This window comes from Reyranella sp., assembly GCF_036558665.1.
In the GTDB taxonomy this organism is placed as follows: Bacteria; Pseudomonadota; Alphaproteobacteria; order Reyranellales; family Reyranellaceae; genus Reyranella.
In genome coordinates, this window is record NZ_DATBFE010000145.1 from 1 (window position 1) to 13658 (window position 13658).

General features: G+C 66.1%; 12 protein-coding genes. 5 read left to right on the top strand and 7 right to left on the bottom strand.

Annotated elements, in window-relative coordinates; genetic code table 11:
* Window positions 1–2423 (bottom strand): ATP-binding protein (locus tag VH499_RS21060; RefSeq protein WP_332054723.1); only part of this gene is annotated, 2423 nt, incomplete at its 3' end.
* Window positions 2424–2636: 213 nt separating this feature from the next.
* Between VH499_RS21060 and VH499_RS21065 the strand changes: the two genes are divergently transcribed.
* From VH499_RS21065 to VH499_RS21080, 4 genes are all read left to right on the top strand, one after another.
* Window positions 2637–2900, top strand: a complete 264-nt coding sequence (locus tag VH499_RS21065) for a hypothetical protein (RefSeq protein WP_332054724.1) — start codon at window positions 2637–2639, stop codon at window positions 2898–2900.
* 145 nt (window positions 2901–3045) lie between these two features.
* Complete coding sequence (locus VH499_RS21070; RefSeq protein WP_332054725.1) at window positions 3046–3771, top strand: response regulator; 726 nt, start codon at window positions 3046–3048, stop codon at window positions 3769–3771.
* Window positions 3772–3867: 96 nt separating this feature from the next.
* Window positions 3868–4251: a ferritin-like domain-containing protein gene (locus tag VH499_RS21075; RefSeq protein WP_332054726.1), complete on the top strand. Its 384-nt coding sequence runs from the start codon at window positions 3868–3870 to the stop codon at window positions 4249–4251.
* Complete coding sequence (locus VH499_RS21080) at window positions 4248–5069, top strand: family 1 encapsulin nanocompartment shell protein (RefSeq protein WP_332054727.1); 822 nt, start codon at window positions 4248–4250, stop codon at window positions 5067–5069. The genes VH499_RS21075 and VH499_RS21080 overlap by 4 nt, the downstream gene beginning before the upstream one ends.
* A gap of 2 nt (window positions 5070–5071) precedes the next feature.
* On the opposite strand, the gene holA is transcribed toward VH499_RS21080, so the two are convergent.
* The 3 genes from holA to VH499_RS21095 all read right to left on the bottom strand — a co-directional run bounded on the left by holA (window position 5072) and on the right by VH499_RS21095 (window position 9440).
* Window positions 5072–6121, bottom strand: a complete 1050-nt coding sequence (gene holA / locus VH499_RS21085) for a DNA polymerase III subunit delta (RefSeq protein ID WP_332054728.1) — start codon at window positions 6119–6121, stop codon at window positions 5072–5074.
* Window positions 6122–6128: 7 nt separating this feature from the next.
* Complete coding sequence (leuS, locus tag VH499_RS21090) at window positions 6129–8738, bottom strand: leucine--tRNA ligase (protein ID WP_332054729.1); 2610 nt, start codon at window positions 8736–8738, stop codon at window positions 6129–6131.
* A 99-nt stretch (window positions 8739–8837) separates the two neighbouring features.
* Entirely contained in the window at window positions 8838–9440 is a 603-nt protein-coding gene (locus VH499_RS21095; RefSeq protein ID WP_332054730.1) for a DUF3576 domain-containing protein, read from the bottom strand.
* A 407-nt stretch (window positions 9441–9847) separates the two neighbouring features.
* Between VH499_RS21095 and VH499_RS21100 the strand changes: the two genes are divergently transcribed.
* Window positions 9848–11206 (top strand): porin, encoded by a 1359-nt coding sequence (locus VH499_RS21100; RefSeq protein WP_332054731.1) that lies wholly within the window; start codon window positions 9848–9850, stop codon window positions 11204–11206.
* An 88-nt stretch (window positions 11207–11294) separates the two neighbouring features.
* Here the strand turns inward: VH499_RS21100 and VH499_RS21105 are convergent, their stop codons facing one another.
* The 3 genes from VH499_RS21105 to VH499_RS21115 form a co-directional block, all read right to left on the bottom strand.
* On the bottom strand, window positions 11295–12008 hold the full coding sequence (locus VH499_RS21105) for a class I SAM-dependent methyltransferase (RefSeq protein ID WP_332054732.1): 714 nt from the start codon (window positions 12006–12008) through the stop codon (window positions 11295–11297).
* A 53-nt stretch (window positions 12009–12061) separates the two neighbouring features.
* Window positions 12062–12748 carry a LutC/YkgG family protein gene (locus tag VH499_RS21110; RefSeq protein WP_332054733.1) on the bottom strand — a complete coding sequence of 229 codons (687 nt, stop codon included), beginning with the start codon at window positions 12746–12748 and terminating at the stop codon, window positions 12062–12064.
* Window positions 12745–13658, bottom strand: a 914-nt coding sequence (locus VH499_RS21115; RefSeq protein WP_332054734.1) for an LUD domain-containing protein, incomplete at its 5' end; no start/stop codon positions are given. The genes VH499_RS21115 and VH499_RS21110, both read right to left, overlap by 4 nt.

The following is a 13658-nucleotide window of genomic DNA, read 5'->3' on the forward strand; positions in this document are numbered from 1 at the left end:
CGGGCGGCGCCCTTGAGCTTGTGCGCGAGCTCGGTGAGCTGCTGGCGGTCCTGCCGCGCCGCCGTGATCTCGGCGACCAGGCGGGCGCCGGCGTCGCGAAAGCGGCCGAGCACCCGCGCCACCGTCGCGGTGTTGCCGCCGAACATGCTCTCGACCACCGAGCGGTCGATCGCCGGCGCGGTATTGCCGATCGTCCAGCGCGCCACCGCCTCGCGCAGCCGGTCGAGCGTCAGCGGCTTGGTCAGGTAGTCGTCCATGCCGGCCTCGAGGCAGCGCTCGGCCTCGCCCTTCAGCGCGTTGGCGGTGAGCGCCACGATCGGCGTGCGCGGCCGGCTGAGCGCGCTTTCCTCGGCGCGCATCTGGCGGGTCAACTCGAAGCCGTCCATGTCGGGCATGTGGATGTCGGTCAGCAGGAGGGCATAGTGTCGATTGCGCCACAGCGTCAGCGCCTCGATGCCGTTGCTCGCCGTATCGAGGGGAACGCCGAGAATCGTGAACTGGCCGACCAGAACCTCGAGGTTGATGTCGTTGTCATCTACCGCCAGCACACGCACACCCGTTGCCGGCAGCGGCCACTGATCCCGGCCCGTCTCCTCCGCCACCCCGTCCATCGAGGTCTCGGAAGCGCGTTTGACCTTCATCGTAACCGTAAAGGTCGAGCCCCGGCCGGGCGCGCTTTCGACGGCCACGGAGCCGTTCATCAGTTCGGCGAGCCGGCGCACGATGGAAAGGCCAAGTCCGGTTCCTCCGTAGCGGCGCGTGGTCGAGCTGTCGGCCTGGGAGAATGGCTTGAACAGACGCTCCTGCTGCCGGCGATCCATGCCGATGCCGGTATCGGAGACGGACAGGGCCAGGGTCACGGTCTTGTCGTCCGCGCCGACGGCGCGGACGCGCACCGTGATGTGGCCGACATCGGTGAATTTGGCGGCATTCCCGACCAGATTGAAGAGGATCTGGCGCAGACGCGTGGCGTCCGCCAGCAGCAGGTCGGGCGTGCGCGGCTCGATGGTCGTGTGCAGGGCCAGCCCCTTGTTCTCGACCTGGACCGACAGCGTCTCGATCGTGCCGGTGACCAGCGCCCGCAGCGAAAATGGCGCCTCCTCGAGTTCCATGCGTCCGGCTTCGATTTTCGAGAAGTCGAGAACATCGTCGATGATGCGCAATAGTGCGGTCGCGGAGCGGCGCACCGTCCCCACCAGCCGCTTTTGTCGCTCGTTCAGCGGCTCGCGCTCCAGCAGCTCGGCCGTGCCCACGACCCCGTTCATCGGCGTGCGCATCTCGTGGCTCATGGTGGCGAGGAAGGTCGACTTTGCCTGATTGGCGGCCTCGGCCTCGTCGCGCGCGCGTTCCGATTCGGCGCGGGCCAGCTGGAGCTTCTCTTCCCGCTCGACGATCTCGGTCAAGTCGCGATGGATGGTCAGCACGCGGCCGTCGGACAGCCGCCGATAGGTGACCTCGACGGTGCGCCCCGAGACGGTTCGCCTGCGCTCGGCCGGCTGGCTGGTTTCCTCGAAGCGTGCGACCCGAGTCGCGATCCAGCCGTCTAGACCTCCTGGCAACTGCTCGAGCGGACCATAATCACCGCGCCGCGTGCGATAGCGGATGATGTCGGCAAAAGTCGGCAGCGTCGCCATCAGCGCGTTTGACATATCGTGCAGTCTGGCCATGGCCGGATTCTGATAGACCCAGCGGCCGTCGGCCTCGTAGAGCAGCACACCGTCGCTCATGTTATCGAACATCGCCTCCAGCACGGCCCGGGCCTGTCGCGCCTCCTTCTCGCGCCGCGCATGAAGCTTGGCCAGGTCCTCATGGGCGATCGCCAGCGCCACCTGCCTCCTCTGTTGCCGATGCTGCACGGCGTTCTGCAGCAGCAGCGCCACGAGGTAGATCATCAGAAGGATCGCGGTCGGCTTGGCGATTGGATCGCCCGTCAACAGCAGTCCAAGCGCCAGCAAAATGAGATCCAGGCAGATGAGCAGCACATAGCTGCGCGGCTCGTACATGCGGCCCGGCGGAAGTGCCGCAATGGTGCCCAGCGTCGCGGCAACGAGCATCCGCGGGGCCGACGGCGCTTCCGGGATCAACAAGAGGCCGGTCAGCCCGTAGGACAGGCCTGTCAAACCGGCGAGCGTGATGTAGCGCCATCGCCAGCCCTCCGTCTCATAAACATCGGGCTCGCGGCGATAGAGGCGTTCCAGCCACAGGAAGCCCATCATCGACGAAATATGCACGGCCGCCGGCACGGCGAAGGCCCACCACGGAACGCTGTCGCCGCATGCCATCCAGAACATCGGCCATATCAACAGCGCGAGCAGCCGAAGGCCGTTGCCCGTCATCAGGCCGTCGGTCATGGCGCGCTCGATGCGTTCGGCATCGACAGGTGCCGTGGCTTCCCGGGTCGTCGAAGTGGCGGTCGCGGTCACGCCGATATCGTCCTCCTGCGCTGTTTCCTCGCTGTAACGCGGCCAGTCAAAAGTGTTTCATCGGTTTCGTCTGTCGCAACCATTGTGAGGCCGCGCAACACGCGAAACCATTTCGCAGGGTGCCGCAATGATGACGAAACGCTTCGATCCTTACGGTTTGGTCGATCGAATATGCCGCTGCGCTATTCGAGAGCTCGTCAGGAGGAGGCAGCAATGGTGGTTCGCCTGCTCATGCACCCGCTGGCCGAAGACGTCTTCGTCTTCCTGAGCCTCGGGTCGATCCTGCTCAGCGTCGGCCTGGTCGGTTCGCTGTTGTGGAGCCTGCCAGCCGATGACGATCTCCCATCTTCTGCCCGGACGAGCATCGTGACCGCGAGCGTGACCTCGGTCCCGGCGCCGACGAGCGCCCGTTCTGTCGCCTGTGTCAGGCATTCGGGTTTCGTTGCAAGGGCCACGGTGGCCGACTGCAGGCGCTAGACCCAGCGCTCTACGGCGTCGGTTCACATACCCCCCGACGCTCACGGCCGGCATTACCCTTGCCGCTCGTGCTCAGACGGCGCCCCTTTCCCGGGGCGCCGTTTGAGGTGCTTGAGGTCGGCCAGACGGGGCGGCAGGATGGCGCATGGCCATCCGCCTCAAAGACACGCGCCCTCACGTCATAGTGGTGGAGGATGAACAGTTTCAACGCGAAACCCTGGTCGACTTTCTCGACGAGAATGGTTTTCGCTCCTCGGGCGTGGAGTCCGGTGCTGCCCTGCGCAAACTGGTCGAGAAAGATCCGCCGGCCCTCGTGCTCCTCGATCTGCGGCTGCCGGGCGGCGATGACGGCTTTGCCCTTGCGCGGTTCCTGCGCGAGCGCAGCCGCCGCGTGGGCATCATCATGCTCACCGCCAGCACCGACACCGTGGATCAGGTCGCCGGCCTGGAAACGGGCGCCGACGACTACATTGCCAAGCCCTACGAATCGCGAGCGCTGCTGGCGCGCATGAAGGCGGTGCTGCGTCGCGCCGGCGGGGCCGAGGCGGCGACCCCCGGCGGGCGAGTGCGCATGGGCAAGTGTCTGCTCGATCTCAAGACGCGGCGCATGACCGCCCTGTCCGGCGAGGATGTGCCGCTGCGCGCCGGCGAATTCGAGCTCCTCAAGCTATTCGCGGAAAACCCCAACCGGCCGCTCAGCCGCGACTGGCTGCTCGAGACCACGAGCCATCGCGAAATGGAGGCGTTCGACCGCGCCATCGACATCCGCATCCTGCGCATTCGCCGCAAGATCGAGGCGGATCCGGCGCGGCCGACCTCTATCCGCACGGTGCGCGGCGCGGGCTATATGTTCGTGCCGCCTGAAGACTGACGCCTTGTCGTGGCGCTGGAACTTCGCGCCCCGGGCGGCGTTGAACCGGCAACGGGCCGGACCGTGCGTTCGCCCGCAGGCGGGGAGATTGGGCGAATGGCAAGCGAGACACTGCACGAAGATCCGCAAAAGCTGGGCAGCGACGTCATCGATGTGCACCGTGCCATCGTGTCGGTCATGGAGGAGCTGGAGGCGGTCGACTGGTACAACCAGCGCGCCAAGGCGACCGACAATCCGAAATTGCGCGCTATCCTCGAGCACAACCGGGACGAGGAGAAAGAGCACGCCTCGATGGTGCTGGAATGGCTGCGGCGCGCCGATCCGGTGTTCGCGCAGCACTTCAAGACCTATCTGTTCACGGAAGGATCGATCACCGGGATCGAGGCCGAGGCGGAGGAAGGTGGTGGAGGCGAGGCGCGATCCGACGCCAACGGCGACGGCAGCCTCGGCATCGGCAGCCTGCGACAGGTGAACAGATGAACCATCTCTTCCGTGAACGGGCGCCCATCACTCCGGCTGGCTGGGCGGAGATCGAGAAGGAGGCCAAAAGGACCCTGCGGGCCCTGCTCGCCGCGCGCCGTGTCGTCGACTTCGTCGGCCCGCTCGGATGGGGCGCGTCGGACGTCGAACTGGGCCGCGCCGATCCGATCGCCTCGCCCACGGGCGCGCGCGAGGTCCAGGCCCGCCTGCGTCGCATCCAGCCGCTCGTGGAACTGCGTATTCCCTTCGAGATGACGCGGACTGAACTCGACGCCATCGACCGCGGTGCGCGCGACCCCGACCTCGACGCCGTCACGGCGGCGGCGCGTGAGATCGCCATCGCCGAGGATCGAGCGATCTTCCATGGCTACGAGGCGGCACACATCACCGGCATCTGCCAGGCGGCAGCCAAGAGCGCCGTCCCGCTCGGCACCAGTCACAACGACTATCCCGGCGCAGTCGCGGCGGCCCTGACGAAACTGCGCGACGACGGCGTCGAAGGGCCCTTCGCGGTGGTGTTGAACGAGCAGCTCCACAAGGATCTGGCGGCCCGCACCGAGGGCGGCTATCCGATCCTCACCCACGTGAAGCGCCTGATCGACGGCGACATCGTGCCCGCGCCGGGACTCGAGGGCGGCCTGGTGATCTCCCTGCGCGGCGGCGATTTCGAGCTCTCCGTCGGGCAGGATTTCTCCATCGGCTATCTCGAGCACACGACCGACCTGGTGCGGCTATATATCGAGGAAAGCTTCACCTTCCTGGTGCTGACCGACCAGGCCGCCGTGCCCTTGGCGCCGCGCGCCGGCAAGAAGTCGTAGCCTCAGCGACGTGTCCGCGTCTCGCGCGCTCGCTTCGAGAACTCCGCAAGCCTGAAGCAGAGGCGGCGGGCGATCGCTTCGTCCGGCAGGCCGGTTGTCTTGCACGCAATTTCCGCGTCCAAGATGGCCGAAAGGGCCTCGCTGAGCTTCGGCAAGGGCCAGATCCTCAGATGGCGTGCGAAGCGCTCGCGGATCGGCCCGCCGCGCGGCAGACCGTAAGCCCTGAACATCGCACCCTCGAAGTTGCCGTTCTTCGCGTGACTGGCGACGAGATGGAGCTGGTCGGCGTGGCGCTGCAAAGCGCGCACGAGCCGCACCGGATTGCCTCCTTCGGCGAAAACCCGATCGAGCGCGCGGGCGAGCATTGCAAGATCGCCGTCGAAGGTGGCGGCGATCACATTGTCGATGCCGATCGCAGCCGTATCGCCGAGCACGGCGAGCGCCTCGTCGAGCGTGATCGTGCTCCCGGAATTGTCCGCCTTGTAGAGCAGCAGCTTGTCGATCTCGCTGCGGGTCTGACCACGATCGCCGCCCAGATGCTCGGTGATCCAGTCGAGCGCTTCGTTCTCGACGCTGAGACCAGCCGCACGCGCCGAGTTCACCACCAGCGCTTCGAGAGCCTCCGTGTCGTCCATATGGCAGGGCAGGGCCGCGAGGCAGGCTTCGGTCTCGGCCAGCGTCCGAAGCTGGGAGCGCGGCGCGAGGTTGCCTGCCTCGAGCACGATCAGCCCGTCGCCAGCCCCGGCCGCCGCCAGATTCTCCAGGGCCGCGACCGATTCCTCGCCCGCCGGCCTCACGCGAACCACGCGCCGGCCGCCCATCAGCGACATCGCCGAGAACTCGTCGGCCAGCCGCGCTGGATCGCTCTTCAGAGCGTCGCCCGGGATGTCGACGACGCGGAACGGATCCTTGAGGTCGTCGCAGACCGTCCTGGCCAGGGCCAAAGCGCGCTCGGCGACCAGCCCGTCGTCGTTGCCAAAGATCACTACGCCGCGGACCCCGGGGTCTGGCTTCTTCAGAAAAGCGTCGACGTGATGCGCTGCGATCTTCACGCCGTCCCTACACCACGACGTTGACCAGGCGATTCGGCACGACGATCACCCGTCTTTGCGGCTTGCCAGCCATTGCCTTGCGGACATCGGTATTGGCGAGAGCCGCGACCGTGTTCGCTTCCTGCGAAGCGTCCTTCGGCATCTGTATGGTACCGCGCAGCTTGCCGTTGACCTGAAGCGCGATCGTCACGGTGTCCTCGACCAGAAGTGCCGCCTCGGCAACCGGCCACGGCTCCTCGGCCAACAAGGTCCCGTGCCCCAGCGCCTGCCACAGCTCCTCGCCGAGATGCGGCGTCATCGGGCCGATCAGCCGCACGAAGATCTCCAATGCCTCGCGCAACGCCCATCCGTGCGAGGGATCCTTCGCGGTGCTGGCGCCGATGGTGTTGGCGAGCTCGTAGAGGCGCGCCACTGCCTTGTTGAAGTGGAAGGCCTCGATATCGGCCGACACGCCCGCCACCGTCTTGTGCGCCGCGCGTCGGAGCTCGGCCGCGGCGTGCGAGAAGGTTGCCGGCATGGGTGCGCCGACGGCGGGCAGCCGGGCCAATGCCTCGGTCGCGATACGGTAGAGACGCTGCTGGAAGCGCCAGGCGCCGGCGACACCCGCCTCGGTCCATTCGAGATCGCGCTCGGGCGGGCTGTCCGACAGCATGAACCAGCGTGCGGTGTCGGCGCCGTAGTCGCGGATGATCTGGTCCGGGTCGACGACGTTCTTCTTCGACTTCGACATCTTCTCGGAGCGGCCGACCTCGACCGGGCTCTTGTCGGAGATGCGTACGACCTTGCCGCCGGTGCGCTCGACCTCTTCCGGCAACAGCCACGCGCCGTCGCTCGCGCGATAGGTTTCGTGGCACACCATGCCTTGCGTGAACAGGCCGTCGAACGGCTCGTCGCGGCTGGTCATCTGCACCTCGCGCATGGCGCGCGTCCAGAAGCGCGAATAGAGCAGATGCAGGATCGCATGCTCGATGCCGCCGATATATTGATCGACCGGCATCCAGTAATGGTCCTCCCGGCGGTCGAACGGCGCCGTCGTCATATGCGGCGAGGTGAACCGATCGAAATACCAGCTCGAATTGACGAAGGTATCGAACGTGTCGGTCTCGCGCACGGCTGCGGCCCCGCAGCTCGGACAGGCGACATGCTTCCAGGTCGGATGATGGTCGAGCGGATTGCCCGGCCGGTCGAATGTTACATCCTCGGGCAAACGCACCGGCAGATCCGTCTCCGGCACGGGAACGACACCGCATTTCTCGCAGTGGATCGCCGGGATCGGCGTTCCCCAGTAGCGCTGACGCGACACCAGCCAATCACGCTGGCGATACTGGATCGTGCCCTTGCCGGCGCCAATCTCCTCCAGCCGGGCGATCACCCTCGCCTTGGCATCCTCGACCGAAAGACCGTTGAGGAAATCGGAATTGATGACGACGCCGTCGTCGGTGAAGGCCGCGTCGGCCACACTGAAGGTCTTCGGGTCGGCATCCCTGGGCATCACCACCGGCAAAATCGGGAGCCCGTACTTGGTCGCGAATTCGTGGTCGCGCTCGTCGTGGCCCGGACAGCCGAAGATGGCGCCCGTGCCATACTCCATCAGCACGAAATTGGCGGCGTAGACCGGCACCGTCTTGCCCGGCATCAGCGGGTGCCGGGCAAGCAACGGCAGCTTGTAGCCCTGCTTCTCCGCGGTCTCGAGCTCGGCCGCTGCGGTGCCGATCTTGCGGCAGTCGGCGATGAAGCGCTCCAGGCCGGGATCCTTGGGCGCGAGCTCTGCGACCACGGGATGGTCGATCGACAGCGCCATGAACGAGGCGCCATAGAGCGTGTCGGGCCGGGTAGTGAAGATCTCGAGCTGACCACGATCTGCGGCCGTCGAATCGGTGAGTCGCCAGAAAACGCGCGCGCCGCGGCTCTTGCCGATCCAGTTCGCCTGCATCAGCCGCACCTTCTCCGGCCAGCGGTCGAGCGTGTCGAGGCGGTCCAGAAGTTCCTCGGTGAACGCGGTCATGCGCAGGTTCCACTGCGTCAACTTGCGCCGCTCGACGGTGGCGCCGGTGCGCCAGCCCTTGCCTTCGATCACCTGCTCGTTGGCGAGTACCGTGTTGTCGACGGGATCCCAGTTCACCCACGCTTCGCTGCGATAGGCGAGACCCGCCTTCCAGAAGTCGAGGAACATCTTCTGTTCATGGCCGTAATATTCCGGATCGCAGGTCGCGAGTTCGCGGCTCCAGTCCAGCGACAGGCCCATCGACTTGAGCTGCGCCTTCATGGTCGCGATGTTCTCGAAGGTCCATTTCTTGGGATGGACCTTCTTCTCCATCGCGGCGTTCTCGGCCGGCAGGCCGAACGCATCCCATCCCATCGGATGCAGGACATTGAACCCCGCGGCCCGCTTGTAGCGGGCGATCACGTCGCCTTGCGTATAGTTGCGCACGTGACCCATGTGGATGCGCCCCGACGGATAGGGGAACATCTCGAGCACGTAGTATTTCGGCCGTCCCTCGTCCATGACGGCACGAAAGGTCTGGCGCTCGTCCCACACCTTCTGCCACTTGGCCTCGGTCTCGCGAAAATTGTAGCGCGGCGGCGACCCTTGAGGCGGGGATACTGTGGACGACACGGGGCTCATTCTCCAAAACGACAGAGGCCGCAGCGGATGCCCCCTGCAGCCTCTTCCGTCAAGTTGTGAACGCGCGCGCGCCGACCCGAGTTTCGCCGCTCAGCTTCCGCCCTGGGCGATGCGAAGCTGCCGCGCGCGAGTGAGGATCGCATTCTCGATGTCGGTGTTGGTGTGTGGATCGACCTGGGCGTCGACCCAGCCCCCGCCCTTGGGGTTGAGCTGCTGCTTGAACACCGAGACGCGGACGCCATCGGCGCGCAAGGCGCGATCGAGGATGGTGACCTGCACCTTCATCCGTTCGTTGGGCGTTTCGGCCGGGGTGTACCAGTCGGTGATGATCACGCCGCCGAACGGGTCGGCCTGGACCAGCGGGATGAAATTGATGGTGTCGAGGCTGGCGCGCCAGAGGAAGGCGTTGACGGCGACGCCGGTGCCTTGATCGTCCTTCTTCTCGGCCCTCGGGCCGAGCAGGCCGCCCGGCCCGAACAGGCTGCCCTCCTCGCGGTTTTGGCCACCGAGCCCTTGTGTCGCCTGCTCCTTCGCCAGCCTGCCACCGCCATAGTCGCGTTCCTTGATGGCGCCGGGGTTGCCGGCCCCACAAGCCGTCACGAGCGACATTGCAAGGCCGGCCGCACAAAGGCGGAACAGAGCCCACCAACTCCAACTTCTGCTGTCCCCGCTGCCTGCGGCGAAGATTGCCATGAACCTACCTGTTGCTGCCGCGCTTCCTGCCCCAGAAGCGGCGGGGCGGACCATAGGCGGCGCCACTGGCGACCGCAAGGGGCACTGTAACGCACAAATCAACAAGGTCTTGTTTGGCTATCTAGTCAGTTGCTTAAAGGGGCACGAGTTCACGACCTGGGCGCTCGCTGCTTGGTCGCGGAACGGTCTGGAATGCGACCGCAATCCCCGGCAAATGTGACAAAGACGCCACAGGTCCGGAGAGATTCGGGTGCGATTGCGTCCATTCCTTGACCCTGCTTTTGGCCGTGTGTTCTTATCCATCGGTCGCATTGGCGGGAAAGCGCGTGGCCGAAAGCGCGCAGTTCGCCGGTCAGACAAGGCCTTTGGGTATGTACCAGTCTCAGATCAATGAGAGAGGGAGAATGATGAAAAAGCTATTGCTAGGCTCGACTGCCTTGGTTGTCGGCGGCCTGGTAGCCGCGCCTGCCATGGCGGCCGATCCCATCAAGATGGGCGTCGGCGGCTACTACCAATTCTACGCGCTGGCCGGTTCGATGGAAGGCACCTACGCCACCAACGGGACCTGGTCGCAATTCAAGGGCATCCAGTTCATCCAGGAAGGTGAAATTCATTTCATCGGCCAGACCAAGCTGGACAACGGCACGTCGATCGGTGTCCGCGTCGAGCTCGAAGGCTGGAACCCGTCGATCAGCGGCACCGGCGTGCGCCAGATCGACGAGGCCTACCTGTTCGCCTTCGGTGATTGGGGTCGTATCGAGTTCGGCTCCAAGGACGATGCCGCCTACATCATGTACTACGGCGCGCCGTCGGCCCTGCTCGGCTTCGGCTTCTTCCAGCACAACAGCTCGTTCAGCTGGACGAACCCGACCGCCAACGGGTTCAACAAGGCAGCGTTCCATATCTCGGATCAGACCATCGACGGTCAGTTCCAGGACGTGAACCGTATCAACTACTACACGCCGCGTTTTGCCGGTCTGCAGATCGGTGTCGGTTACGCGCCGAAAATCAACCTGTCGTCCACCGCGGCGGGCGGTCAGGCCCTGGCGGCGAACCAGGTCAACCTTGCTGGCACCTGCGGCTACAATGACGCAACGACCGCCAACGGCTGTCCGACCGCTGACTACGCGTGGCAGGATGCGCTCGCCATTGGCGCGAACTACCTGAACAAGTTCGGCGACTTCTCGGTCGCGGCCTATGTTGCGTATTCCTACGCGAGCTTCGTGCCAGGCTACCAGCCGCTCGCTTCGGCAGCGAACACGATCACCGGCGCCAATCTGTCGTCGTGGAAGCAGTTCGTCGCCGGCCTGCAGTTCAGCGCCTTCGGCTTCACCCTCGGTGGTTCGTACACCTGGGACAACAACGGCCTCGGCTCGAACTACTACACGGGCCAGAACAACGACACCAACTCGTTCGCGGTTGGCTTGATGTATGAAACCGGGCCGTGGCAGGTGTCGGTCGGCGCCGCGGTTGCCCGCAACAACAACGGCAACGGCAGCTTGACCGTCACGAACTGCGGTCTCTCGGCCGCCTGCACCGTTACGACGCCGGCCACGACGGCCATCGCGTTCGGCGGCAATCCGCAGGCCGGCGCGTTGCAGTTCGGTTCGGAAACCGCTTCGAAGATCGAAGTCGGCGCCAACTACGCGCTCGGACCGGGCGTGAAGATGATCGGCGGCCTGATCTTCAACAACCTGAGCGGCCCGTCGAACGCAGTCGCCGCCCAATCCTGGGCCGCGCTGCTGGGCATGGACTTCCGCTTCTAGTCGCGAACCGACTGGATCGAGACGGAAAGAGCGGGCGAAGGCCCGCTCTTTTCTTTTGGCGTGTCAGACCAGGCCGGCCAGCAAGCGCCTATGGCCGACGCCGCCCGACGACGTTGACGAACAGGGTCGGAAGATAGGTCCGCGACACGGGCAGCCGCTCCGTCGCCTGCCGCGCAAGGATGGCCCGATTGTCCTCGTGATCGAGTACGATCTGGAACAGCCCCTGTTCGACGGCGCCGCCGCGTGCCTCCAGGTCCGGGCGGCCATCGCGCTCGACACGATAAGCGACATCGAGTCCGACATCTCCGCCGCTGTAGAAAGCGGACAGGATCTCGAGGCGCCTGAACATCAGGCCAAGCCCGCGCACCGAAAAGCGCCAATAATCGTCCGGCGCGGCGTGGAAGGCTTGCGACCAGGGCGTCGCGACGTAGGCGAGGCCACCGGGTCTCAAGAGGCTTTCGATGTTGCGCGCCGCCCGCACCGGAGACTGCGTGTGCTCGAGGACATGGCAACAGATGACCAGATCGAAGGCCTCACCGCCCAAGGAGGCCTTCAGCATCCTGGGAGGGCTGCAGATGTCCAGCGTGCGGTCGACATTGTCGCCCGCCACCAGGTCGATGCCCACGAAGCGGGCCCTGGATCCAAAGCGCTTGCCGACCAGCGTCCGCCAGTTACGTTCGTTGCGATCTGCGACGGACACGCGCGCGCCGACCTGCAGCACTCTGGGGCGGCGGCGGCCGATGGACTCTGCCACCCGGTCGAGCAGCAACTCGACCTCCCGCCCGGTGCTGGTGCCAACCACACGCAACTCGCCCCGATGGTCTGCCGGCCGATCGGCAAGAGGCGAATGTCTCCTCAATCGCGCACCACGATGATGTGCACGCGCCGCGGGCCGTGTGCCCCGAGCTCGATGGTCTGCTCGATGTCGCCGGTGCGCGACGGACCCGTAATGGTGTTCACCGTCCGCGGCATGGCGTTCTTTCCGTAGCGGGCGCGCAGCTTCGCCCAGACCTCTTCGTAGCCGCTCACGATGTCGCCTTCGCGCAGCACGACGATGTGCGTGTCCGGCAACAGATTGAGCGTCACCGGATGGTCCGGACCGGACGTCATCACCAGCGTGCCGGTCTCGGCAATGGCGGCGAAGGCGCCGGTGATCGAGACTTGATCGCCGCCCTCGCCACGGCCGCGCCTCAGCGACAGCATCGGCTCGCTCGACCAGCCGTAGCAATCGAGCTGGGGCGAGGGCGCCATCGCGGCCATCGCCGGCAAGTTGTTGCGGGCGAGATAGGCCACCACCTCGCCCGGCACGTCGGCGGGCGCGAGCCGCGCCACGGTCGCGTTGTTTGCCTCCGCCCACTGGCAAAAGAGAGCCACCTTGTCGGGCTGCGGCAGCCGGGCGCGCGCGACCACCGGACCCGGGGGCGGCACCTTCAGGCGCTGCTCGGCGGCGTCCCGCGCGGCGCCCGTGAGTTCGCCGCGCCGCAACGACCGGCGGATGCCGTCCAACACCTGCAACCGGGCCCGGTTTCCCGTCTCGCTCATGGCCCGAAGCGGGCTCCGCCGCGGCGGAGCCATTGGCTGTGGAAGGTGCCGCCGGGCGGCGGCGCCGGAAAGTCGCGGAAGCGCGTCCAGCCGCCGGCCAGCGGCAGCGTGCGATAGCGTCCTTCGGCGCGGCCGGCCAGCGCCAGCATGCGATTGGCGCTTTCTGCGATCCAGCGATAGAGCCGGGGTCTGCGCGCAAGCCAGGCCCACAGAGCCAGTCCCCGCCGCATCGTTCGCGGCGTCAGATGCCGCTCGAATTCGCGTTCGCGCCAATGCCGCATCAGGCCCGGAAGGGGAATACGCACCGGGCAGACACTCTCGCAGCGGCCGCAGAAGGTCGAGGCATTGGGCAGATTGCCGGCTTCCTCGACGCCGATGAGCTGCGGCGTCAGGACCGCGCCGATCGGACCGGGATAGACCCAGCCATAAGCGTGCCCGCCGATGGCGCCATAGACCGGGCAATGGTTCATGCAGGCGCCGCAGCGGATGCAGCGCAGCATCTCCTCGAAGCTCGTGCCGAGCATGGCGGAGCGGCCGTTGTCGATGAGAACCACGTGATAGTTCTCCGGTCCGTCCGCATCCGTGGAGCGGCGCGGGCCGGTGGAGAAGGTCGTGTAGACCGAGAGCTCCTGGCCCGTGGCCGAGCGCGCGAGCACGCGCAGGAGCTGGCTCGCATCTTCCAGCGTCGGCACCAGCTTTTCGAGCGAGGCCAGCACGATATGCGTCTTCGGCAGGATCTGGGTGAGATCGCCGTTGCCTTCGTTGGTGACGATGATCGAGGTGCCGGTCTCGGCGACGAGGAAGTTTGCCCCCGTGATGCCGACGTCGGCGGCGAGAAAGCGCTCGCGCAATACGGTCCTCGCCTCGCCGAGCAGCCGCACCGGCTCCGACAGGTCGCGTGCCGGGTCGA

Bases quoted from the DNA above. Each gene is read 5' to 3' on its own strand.
- VH499_RS21080 (WP_332054727.1), top strand. From the start codon at position 4,248: ATGAACCATCTCTTCCGTGAACGGGCGCCCATCACTCCGGCTGGCTGG.
- VH499_RS21075 (WP_332054726.1), top strand. From the start codon at position 3,868: ATGGCAAGCGAGACACTGCACGAAGATCCGCAAAAGCTGGGCAGCGAC.
- VH499_RS21100 (WP_332054731.1), top strand. From the start codon at position 9,848: ATGAAAAAGCTATTGCTAGGCTCGACTGCCTTGGTTGTCGGCGGCCTG.
- VH499_RS21070 (WP_332054725.1), top strand. From the start codon at position 3,046: ATGGCCATCCGCCTCAAAGACACGCGCCCTCACGTCATAGTGGTGGAG.
- VH499_RS21110 (WP_332054733.1), bottom strand. From the start codon at position 12,748: ATGAGCGAGACGGGAAACCGGGCCCGGTTGCAGGTGTTGGACGGCATC.
- VH499_RS21065 (WP_332054724.1), top strand. From the start codon at position 2,637: ATGGTGGTTCGCCTGCTCATGCACCCGCTGGCCGAAGACGTCTTCGTC.
- VH499_RS21095 (WP_332054730.1), bottom strand. From the start codon at position 9,440: ATGGCAATCTTCGCCGCAGGCAGCGGGGACAGCAGAAGTTGGAGTTGG.